This is a genomic window from Micromonospora sp. NPDC049359, assembly GCF_044466585.1.
Classification (GTDB): Bacteria; Actinomycetota; Actinomycetes; order Mycobacteriales; family Micromonosporaceae; genus Micromonospora.
The window spans coordinates 65,648-73,461 of sequence record NZ_JBITMW010000020.1; the positions used below are offsets into that span (position 1 = coordinate 65,648).

Annotated in this window: 7 protein-coding genes; 3 read left to right on the forward strand and 4 right to left on the reverse strand. The window is 72.5% G+C overall.

Translation table 11 applies throughout. The features are described 5' to 3' along the window. Window positions 1–25 precede the first annotated feature (25 nt). Window positions 26–1,210 (reverse strand): hypothetical protein, encoded by a 1,185-nt coding sequence (locus ACIBTX_RS31885; protein WP_396833379.1) that lies wholly within the window; start codon window positions 1,208–1,210, stop codon window positions 26–28. A gap of 186 nt (window positions 1,211–1,396) precedes the next feature. Here ACIBTX_RS31885 and ACIBTX_RS31890 point away from each other — a divergent pair, with 186 nt between their 5' ends. Both ACIBTX_RS31890 and ACIBTX_RS31895 read left to right on the forward strand, forming a co-directional pair. Beyond that, window positions 1,397–1,831 (forward strand): glutaredoxin domain-containing protein, encoded by a 435-nt coding sequence (locus tag ACIBTX_RS31890; protein WP_396833380.1) that lies wholly within the window; start codon window positions 1,397–1,399, stop codon window positions 1,829–1,831. A 134-nt stretch (window positions 1,832–1,965) separates the two neighbouring features. Further along, window positions 1,966–3,363 (forward strand): acyl-CoA synthetase, encoded by a 1,398-nt coding sequence (locus ACIBTX_RS31895; RefSeq protein WP_396833381.1) that lies wholly within the window; start codon window positions 1,966–1,968, stop codon window positions 3,361–3,363. A 27-nt stretch (window positions 3,364–3,390) separates the two neighbouring features. Here ACIBTX_RS31895 and ACIBTX_RS31900 read toward each other — a convergent pair whose 3' ends face one another. Further along, the gene (locus ACIBTX_RS31900; RefSeq protein ID WP_357125422.1) at window positions 3,391–3,963 is read right to left on the reverse strand and encodes a TetR family transcriptional regulator; all 573 of its coding nucleotides are present in this window, start codon (window positions 3,961–3,963) and stop codon (window positions 3,391–3,393) included. A 157-nt stretch (window positions 3,964–4,120) separates the two neighbouring features. Continuing rightward, window positions 4,121–4,537: a hypothetical protein gene (locus ACIBTX_RS31905; RefSeq protein ID WP_396833382.1), complete on the reverse strand. Its 417-nt coding sequence runs from the start codon at window positions 4,535–4,537 to the stop codon at window positions 4,121–4,123. 296 nt (window positions 4,538–4,833) lie between these two features. Between ACIBTX_RS31905 and ACIBTX_RS31910 the strand changes: the two genes are divergently transcribed. Beyond that, a complete protein-coding gene (locus ACIBTX_RS31910) occupies window positions 4,834–6,408 on the forward strand; it encodes a hypothetical protein (RefSeq protein ID WP_396833383.1) in 1,575 nt (524 codons plus the stop codon). A gap of 72 nt (window positions 6,409–6,480) precedes the next feature. Here the strand turns inward: ACIBTX_RS31910 and ACIBTX_RS31915 are convergent, their stop codons facing one another. After that, window positions 6,481–7,566, reverse strand: a complete 1,086-nt coding sequence (locus ACIBTX_RS31915) for a hypothetical protein (RefSeq protein WP_396833384.1) — start codon at window positions 7,564–7,566, stop codon at window positions 6,481–6,483. Window positions 7,567–7,814: the final 248 nt, after the last annotated feature.

Genomic DNA, 7,814 nt, shown 5'->3' on the forward strand with positions numbered 1-7,814 from the left:
GCAGCCCGGCGGTCGGCGGCCGGCTTCAGCCCGGGCGGGCGATCCCAGACGGAGTTCGGCTCTCGACGGAGAGCGGCACGAGGTGGCAGAGCGCGGCGATGCCGGGGTGTGACTGCCGGTGAGCCGGCCGGATCAGGCCCGGCGCGGGCGCCGAGCCCTCGTCGGTGCCGGCGGCGTCCTGGTCGACCGGGGTGACGGGCTGACCCGGAGGGTAGGCCGCGACGGCCGGCGGCGCCGGGCGGGCGGCGAGGTGGCCCGGTGGGGCCATGGCAGGTGGGTACGCGGCCACGGGTGTCGGCGGCGGTGTGACCGGTGCTGGCGTCGCCGCGGCGTGTATCGGCGGCAGCGCCGGAACCGGCGGCGGGGTTGGCGGGGCCGGTGCGGGCGCCGCGCCGGGCGAGGCGGCGGGCGACGCGGCGGTCGGTTCGAGCGCCGGGGGAGCGACCGGTGAACGCGGCGCGGGTACGACCACCGCGCCGAGAGCGGGCGGCAGGACGGCGTCGACGACGCGCAGCAGCGCCGGGACGACGGGCGCGATCGGCAGGGCGCGCACGACGTCGACGGCGGGCCGCAGGACCGGGGTGAGCAGGCCCGCCACGGCGGGCGAGGCGAGCGCTTCGGGCAGCTCTCGGTGATCGGGCGCGGCGGTCGCCGGCTGCCGTGCGAAATCTGCCGCCGATCGAGGTGGGCGGGCGCGGTGGGCGGAACGATGAGTCGCGCGGGCCGCGGTCGAGGAGCGCAGCCGTTCGTACCGTGTGGCGTCGGGCCGGACGGAGGTGGCCGTCCGGGACGGCGGCACGGAGGTCCGCGCGGCCGCCGTCGGGCGGCGGGACGCGGTCGGGGACGGCACGTCGCGTGCGCCGACGACACCGGCTATCGCGCCGGTCAGCGGAGCGTGGCGCCCGCCACGGCGGGGGTCCTCGGCGCGTACGCCGCCGCGGGGGTCGGGGTCGGAGCGTTCGGTGATGGTGACCTGCCGGACCGGCTCCACCAGAGCGCCGAGCTGCCGATGAAGCGCGCCGCCGGAACCGCCGCGCGTGTCGTCGGCGCTGGCCGGCCCCTGGAACAGGAGGGCCAGGACGAAGCCGCCCCCGACGGCCACCGCCAACAGCGCCAGACGCCGGACGAGCCCGCGCGGTCGGTCGGCCACGACGGGCGCGGGTCGACCGGGCGCGGACGTCGGCGCGGTTCCGTTGACGGGACTTCGCACGCGGGCACTACCCCCTTGCCTCGAGACTGACCCATAGTAGCGATGCGCTTACGTATTCGCATCAGTCAATGAATGTCGGACGCGCCCCCGGCGGGTGCGATGGACGCCGGGCGACGCTGGGTGCCGGGTCGGTCTCCGCCGGGGTGGCGCGGGCGCAGCCGGTCCGTCGACGGTAGTGTCCCCAGCGTGGTGCGGCGGTGGGCCCTGACGGTGTTGACGGCGACCTTCGGCGTGCTGGTCCTGGCTTCGCAACTGGCCGCCGGGTCGCCAGTGGTCGGCGGTGTCGAGTTTCTGATCTTTCTGGCGGTGGCGTTCGGGGTGTCGCCGTGGGCCTTCCCCCGCTCGATGGGGGCCGCCGAAGCGCAGCGGGCCAGCGCGGCGGACGGGCTGCCGATCGTGTACTGGCGCCCCGGCTGCCGTTACTGCCTCCAGCTCCGCTTCTCACTTGGCCGGCTCGCTCGGCAGGCACACTGGGTCGACATATGGCACGACCCGGCGGGTGCCGCGGCCGTTCGGGCGATCACCGGCGGCAACGAGACGGTGCCCACGGTCGTGTTCGACGCTCAGGCCGTGGTGAACCCCGACCGCGGCTGGCTCCGCGAGCGGCTCCGCCGGCTCTGACCCGCCCGCCGCCGGTCGGGGGCGGACTGCTCGCACCGCCGCGACCGACGTCCGTCCGCTGCGTCGCGCTCGCCGGGTGAGCCCCGGAGATACTGACGGTCAGGTACGCGTGACATTCGGCGTAGCCTCGGTCCATGCGCCTGCTCGACGGTCTCGACCGCTCCAGCCCGACCGTCGATGATCTGATCCGCCTCGGGCCGGTGACGATGTCCGCCGAGCGCCTGCGGGGATGCGCCGCCGCGGTGGCAGACGACCTGCGCGGCGAACCGGTCGTCGCCGTGCACGCCAGCGCGACCGCCGAGACCGTGGTGGGGATGGTGGGCGCGCTGCTCGGTGGAGCCGCCGTCGTCCCGGTGCCGCCCGACTCCGGTCCTCGGGAGAGGGCGCACATCCTGCGCGATTCCGGCGCGACACTGCTGCTCGGCGGCACCGGGGACGAACCTGCGCGGATCGGTGTCCGTCGGGTCGACCTGGGCCGTACCTCGGACACCCGGCACCCGACGCCGGCCCCCGAACGCACTGCTCTGATCATGTACACGAGCGGCACCACGGGAGCGCCCAAGGGGGCGGTCCTGTCGCACCGTGCCGTCGAGGCCGGCATCGACGCGCTCGCCGACGCCTGGGCCTGGACCCCTGACGACCTCCTGGTGCACGGTCTGCCCCTGTTCCACGTCCACGGTCTCGTCCTCGGCGTGCTCGGCGCGCTGCGGGTGGGCTGCCGGCTGCACCACACCGGACGGCCGACGCCCGAGGCGTACGCCGAGGCGGGCGGCACCCTCTACTTCGGAGTGCCGACGGTGTGGTCGCGGATCTGCGCCCAGCCGACGGCCGCCGCGCGCCTCAGTTCGGCGCGGCTGCTGGTCTCCGGCAGCGCTGCCCTGCCCGCGCCGTCGTTCGAGCGGATGCGCCAGCTCACCGGTCACCAGCCGGTCGAGCGTTACGGCATGACCGAAACGTTGATCACGTTGAGCAATCGCGCCGATGACCCGCACCGTCGGCCCGGCATGGTCGGCACTCCCGTGCCGGGCGCGGAGACGCGGGTGCTCGACGAGGACGGGCGGCCGGTACCCGCCGACGGGACGGCCATCGGGGAGCTGTGGGTTCGCGGACCGATGCTCTTCGACGGTTACCTGGGCAAGCCCGACGTGACCGCCCGGCTGCTCGACGGGGACGGGTGGTTCCGCACCGGGGACATCGCGAGCGTGTCGCCCGATGGTGTGCATCGACTGGTCGGTCGTCGGTCGACCGACCTGATCAAGAGCGGTGGTTACCGGATCGGCGCTGGTGAGGTTGAGGATGCGCTGTTGGCCCACCCGGGTGTTCGCGAGGCCGCGGTCGTCGGCACGCCGAACGACGACCTCGGCCAGGAGGTCACCGCCTTCGTCGTCGCGGACCAGGTGAGCGCGGCCGAGCTCGTCGACTTCGTGGCGCGGACGCTGTCCGTCCACAAACGGCCGCGCCAGATCAGGTTTCTCGACACGCTGCCCCGAAATGCGATGGGCAAGGTGCAGAAGCACCTGCTCGCCGAGTGACGACCAGTCCCAGCCGGTCCCGGCCGTTCACCGCGATCGCGGCGCGGCGGCGTCGGTGCGGGGTTCGTCGCCCGAAGCGCCCTGGGTCACCTCCGCGCGCAGCGCGTCGAAGGCCTCGTTGATGAGGTGGCGCAGGTCGTCGGCGCCGTTGCTCTCCGCCCAGTAACGGATGGCCTCCGTGGTGGCCGCCAGCGCGGCCGCGACCAGAACCCGCAGGCGCAGCCTGTCCCGGGATCCGCTGGCGGTCGGCGCCAGCGCCTTGATGAGCAGTTGCTGGTCGGCGTCGCGTCGCTGTCCGGTGCCGGCCCGCAGCGCCGGCGTCTGGTAGACCAGTCGCATCCGGGACAGCAGCACCTCGCGTTCGCTGTCGTACAGCTGGTTGAGCCCGTGCGTGAGAGCGTGCCGGATCTTGTCGATGGCGGGCTCGTCGGCCGGACGCTCGGCGATCAGGTCGGCGATCATCGGGTCGTAGCCGTCCTCGAGTGCCGCGTCCTCCTTGGTGGGAAAGTAGCGGAAGAACGTCATGTGCGAGACGCCGCTGGCGGCGGCGATCTCCTCGACAGTGGTGGCGTCGAAACCCTTCTCCAGGAACAGCCGCATGGCATTCTGCTGAAGCTGCCGGCGCGTGCGTTCTCTCTTCTCGCGGCGCCAGTCGGATCCCGGTGCCCGGGAAGCATCGGCACTGCTCACAGGGGCCTCATTCTGCGGATTCGTCTGAATACCGTGGCAGCCTAACCGCCGCTCTGCGCGATGCCACTCACCCGGCACCCGGCCGGTGCGGTGTCACCGATGCGAACGATTCGCGTTTCGGCAGGAGGGCCAGGCAGAGCGCGGCGCCGACCACGGCGAGTCCGAAGCAGCACCACATGACCGCCGACATTCCATCGACGTACGCCAGTTGGGCGGAGCGCAACAGCGCGGAACCGGTTGGTCCGAGCTTCTCGGCGACGGCGGCCGCGCCGAACACCGACTCCCTGGCCGCGTCGGCCGCTGTGGACGGGAGACCGCCGAGCTCCGGATCAAGGTCCCGCTGGTAGACGCCGGAGAGCACGCTGCCCATCGCGGCCACCGCCACGGCGCTACCGACCTGCCGCAACGTGTTGACCACCGCCGAGCCGCTGCCGGCGTCGTCGTCACCAACCGAACCGACCGCCGCCTCCAGGGAGGTGGCCATCACGGCGCCGACGCCGAACCCGCAGCCGGCGAGGCCGATCGCCAGCGACCCGTACCCGCTGGCATCGGCTACGACCCCTTAAAGTTACCGACTAACATGTTAGAGGATAACCTTTCGGCGTGGCGGAGGCAAGGGGCCGTCATGCGCACTCCTGCGTCGAACGTAGGACTTCTTCGTATAAGTCCGGTTGATGTGAGTTCGACTCGGCTACGTTCCCCGTGGGAGCGACAACCGATTTGTCGCTGTCTGCGCCGACTGTGGCGTGCAGAGACACGGTGTACGGAGAAGGGCCAGATATGTCCAACCATCGACACCCGAACGTCAGCGATGCGGCGGCAGACCAGCCACGTCCGGCCAAGAGGCGCCGGGCCCGCTGGCTCGTCGCCGGGGTGGCCGGACTGACCGGGGTCGCCGGTCTGGCGGCCGTCGGCGTGCCCGGAGGCCTGACCGGAGCGCTCGGAGCGGGCGGAGGACTGCTCGGGAAACAGGTCCTCGCCGGCAGCAGCCGGGCGGCGGACGACGACAGCGGCAAGCACGATCCGGGCGGTCGCGACAAGGAGCACGGGGGCGACAAGGAGCGCGGGGACGACGACTGGAGCGGTGGCGGCCGGGACGCCTGGGACGTGCCGTGCGGCGCCAACGAGCTGATCGCGGCGATCGTCCGCGCGAACGCCGGCAACGGGGCGAAGCTCCGGCTCGCCAAGGGGTGCACCTACACGCTCACCGCGTCCGCGCCCCAGCCGCCCGTGCCGTTCGGCCCCGTCGGCCTTCCCATCGTCACCCAGCCGATCACGATCGACGGCAACGGTTCCACGATCGTCCGGGCGGCCGCCGCGACGCCGTTCCGGATCCTCGAGGTGGGGGCCGGCGGTGACCTGAAACTGCGCGACGCCACCATCAAGGGCGGCGACGACACCAGCGGGATCGGCGGTGGCGGTGGTGGCATCCGCGTCGACGTCGGCGGTCGGGCCACCCTGGAGAACATCGACGTCGTCTTCAACCACTCCAACGGCACCGGCGGTGGGATCGCCAACTTCGGCGACACCAGGATCCTCGGCCGCGGCGACCACGGTGGCAATGACAAGGACGGCAAGGACGGCAAGGACCGGGAGCGGTACGGCGACGACGAGAGCCGGATCAGCGACAACGGCGCGTTGTTCGACGGCGGTGGCGTCTACAACAACGGCAACCTCACGGTGCGGAACACCAGGCTCAGCGACAACAGCACGATCGGGACCGTCGTCATCCTGCCGATCGGCGGCGCGGGCGGCGGCCTGTCGAACTCCAGCGTCGCCGTGCTCGACGACGTCCGCGTGCACCACAACAGCGCCGGCTTCCGCGGCGGTGGCATCCGCACCGGGATCAACGGCACCACCACGGCCAGGAACATCGAGGTCACCGAGAACACGGCCGGTAGCGAGGGCGGCGGCATCTTCACCGACGGCACCTTCCAGCTCCAGCACGGCAAGATCCTTCGTAACGACGCCGGCCAACGCGGCGGCGGTGTGTTCAACCAGATCGGCCAGTTCGTGGCCGAGGACAGCCAGATCAGTGAGAACGCCGCCAGCACGAGAAGCACCATCGAGAACGGCGGCGGCGTCTACAACGGCAGCGGTGTGGTCGTGCTGCGGCGCACCCTCGTCAGCCGCAACAAGGCGTTCGGCACGAACTCACGCGGCGGCGGAATCTACAACAACGCCACCCTCACCCTCACCCAGACCAAGGTCACGGAGAACGTCTCCGTCGTGGCGCCGGGCGGGGTGTTCAACGACGGTGGTCAGGTCACCGTGGACGACAAGTCGGCCATCAGCGGCAACCGACCCACCAACTGCACGCCCAGCGCACCACCCGTACCCAACTGCTTCGGCTGACCACCGCGGCACCTGGTCCCGCCCACGGTCCGATCACCAGATCAGACCGTGGGCGGGACTTGTCGCGTGCGGTCAGAGCCGGGAGGTGAAGGTGGCCAGGAAGCGGTGCGGGGTGACGACGCCGGCGTTGTCGAAGCAGATCACGTCGACGTCGGCGTTGGTGGTGTACGTCCACGGTTGGGTCAGGTGGCAGTAGTTGTTGCCGGTGCCCTGCGCCACCACCTGCGCGTGCGTCTCCTTGAGACCGATCTGCGGAAACGTCGCGAGGTAGCGGCCGGCGGGCGCGATCGCCGCGACGGTGTTCGCACCGACGCCGAGCACCGAGTTGTCGTTGGTGGGCCCGCCCACGGCGGTACCCAGGTAACCGAAGTACGACGGCGGGCCGAGGGAGCCGATCACCGGCCGGCGACGGTGGTACGAGAGGACGAAGTCGGTGTTGACGGCGGCCCCGGCCTGGTCGTAACAGAACACGTAGACCTGCACCCCGGTCCCGACCGCGCTCCAGGAGTTGACCTTGCAGCGGCGGGGTCCGGCGTTCGGCTGTACGGCGGTGACCTGCACGTCACCGGCGAGCACGCCGGCCAGTCCGACAGCGGGCAGCCGCACCAGGTACTGCCCGACGCCCACCGGCCCGGCGGTGTTCACCGCGCCCGTCGAGTTGTACGACTGCGCCAGCACGCCGCTGGTCCACTGCACGTACGCGTGGGAGGTGCCGGCCGCCACGACGCCCGAGCTGGTCGTCCAGAGCACGGTGAACGGGGTGTCCTCGCGGGTGCCGCCGGGCCGGTGGCACTGCACGTCGACGATCTCGTCGGTGCCGGACTGGAACCAGCGGACCACCTCGCAGTAGTGCCCGGTCCGGTTCACCGGCGTCACGTGGGGCACGCCCCGCGCGCCGGCGCCCACCTGCGGGAAGCGCACCTGGAAGCGACCGGGCGCGAGCTTGACGCCGTCGGCCCAGGCGGCCGGGAACGCCGTCTTCCAGCTACCCCACTGCCGGCTGGTGTCCAGCACGGTCCAGACCGCCACGGTGGGGTCCTTGACGTACGCGAAGCCCCAGCGGTCGGCGGTGGCGGCGGCGGCCGGCGCCGGTGGTGCGAGCGCGCTGGCGGCCAGGACGGCGGCCAGCGCGGCGGTGACGAACGTTCGGAGACGCATGGTTCCTCCACTCGACAGGGACGTGTCGGGGAGGAGTGTGCTTTGCGTGATGACCTGGTCACAGTCGGCTACCGCACGCTTTGGTGTCGGGTGTCGGCCAACGAGAGGCGGGGGGGGGGGGGGGGGGGGGGGGGGGGGCGCCGGGGGGGGGGGGGGGGGGGGGCCCGGCCCCCCCCCCCCCCCCCCCCCCCCCCCGCCCGGCCCCGGCGGGGCCCGAGCGTGGCTGCTGTTCGGGCCGACGCTGCTGC